This window comes from Streptomyces sp. NPDC002130, from assembly GCF_040296465.1.
Lineage (GTDB): Bacteria > Actinomycetota > Actinomycetes > Streptomycetales > Streptomycetaceae > Streptomyces.
In genome coordinates, this window is the sequence record NZ_JBEOXI010000681.1 from 1 (window position 1) to 1,722 (window position 1,722).

Here is a 1,722-nt window from a genome sequence, read left to right on the forward strand (position 1 = left end):
GTTGCCCCCGCCGCGGGACACGGCAGCCTGAGAAACCGCTGGCAGTCGGTGCTGCGCGTGCTGTCCGGGCGACGAGTACTCCGGGGAGAGTCTGGAAACCGCTGAGCGCCCGCGCGGGCACGGAGCCGACAATCTGGCGTACGTGATCTACACCTCGGGGTCCACCGGGCGCCCGAAGGGGGTGCAGGTTTCTCACCGCAACGTGGTGACGTTGCTGGCAAACACCAGAGAGCTCTTCGGGTTCGACAGCGGCGATGTGTGGACGATGTTCCATTCAGAGGCATTCGACTTCTCGGTCTGGGAAATGTGGGGTGCTCTCGCACACGGTGGCCGACTGGTACTGGTCGACTACTTCACGGCCCGTTCACCAGAGGCATTCCTCGAATTGCTACGGCACGAACGTGTCACGGTGCTCAATCAAACTCCCACTGCCTTCTATCAATTGGCGGAAGCCGACCGGCTTACCGGGGGCGCGGCCCTGTCATTGCGCTACGTGATCTTCGGCGGAGAAGCCCTCGACTTCGGACAGGTGACGCGCTGGTACGCCCGCCGCCGTACATGTTCACCAGATCTGGTGAACATGTACGGCATCACCGAGACCACCGTGCACGTCAGCCACCTACCGCTCGATCGTGAGCTGGCGCGTGAAGGATCTGCTTCGGTGATCGGGCAGGCGTTGCCCGGGTTGCGTGTGTACGTGCTGGATCAGCGGCTGCATCCAGTGCCGCCTGGTGTGGTGGGTGAACTGTATGTCTCCGGCGATCAGGTTTCACGCGGATACCTCGGCCGGTTCGGTCTGACCTCCGCGCGGTTCATTCCCGACCTCACGGTCAGTGGGGCGCGTATGTATCGGTCCGGTGACCTGGGGCGCTGGAACGACAGCGGGCAGCTGGAGTACCTCGGACGAAACGATCTGCAGGTGCAGGTGAAGGGGTACCGAATCGAACTCGGCGAGGTGGAGGCTGCGCTGCTCTCCGGAGTGGGCGTGTCTCAGTCGGCGGTGGTGGCCCGCCGAGACCGGTTGGTGGGCTACGTGGTACTGGAGCCCGGTTCGGCCATCTCTCCGGCGGCGTTGCTCGAGTATCTCTCTCAGAGGTTGGCGCCGCACATGGTCCCCGCTGTCGTGACGGTTCTCGAGGTTATGCCGCTGACGGTGAACGGGAAGCTCGACCGGAAAGCGTTGCCTGAAACTGACTTCGGTCGACAGGCAACCGTGAGCCGTGGCCCCGCCTCCGAGACGGAAAACATCCTTGCGGGCCTGTTCGCCGAAGTTCTGGGACTCGACGAGGTGGGGGTCGACGATTCGTTCTTCACTCTCGGCGGTGACTCGATCATGTCCATCCAGTTGGTGACGCGCGCCAAGTCTGCCGGAGTTCTGATCACACCGCGGGAGGTGTTCGAACTCAAAACCGTGACAGCGCTGGCCGAGACGACTGGAATGGCCGGCAACCGCGTTGTGCTCGACGAGTTGCCAGGCGGCGGCGTCGGTGAGATCGAGTTGACGCCGATCATGAAGTGGATGATTGATCGTGGTGGAGATTTTCGCCGGTACTCACAATCTGTTCTGCTCACGATTCCTGCCGCGGTCGACGAGGGCACGCTGACGCGGGCCATCCAAGTCGTGGTGGACCATCACGACGTACTCCGGTCGAGCCTGCGGGCGTCGTCGCCCCCAGACTCCGTTCGGCGGATGGACGTTGCGCCTCCAGGTGCAGTGCGGGC

Annotated in this window: 1 pseudogene; it reads left to right on the forward strand. The window is 63.5% G+C overall.

Annotation, left to right across the window (positions count from 1 at the left end):
* Positions 1-136: 136 nt before the first annotated feature.
* Positions 137-1,722, forward strand: a pseudogene (locus ABT116_RS44390) (non-ribosomal peptide synthetase); the annotation flags it as partial.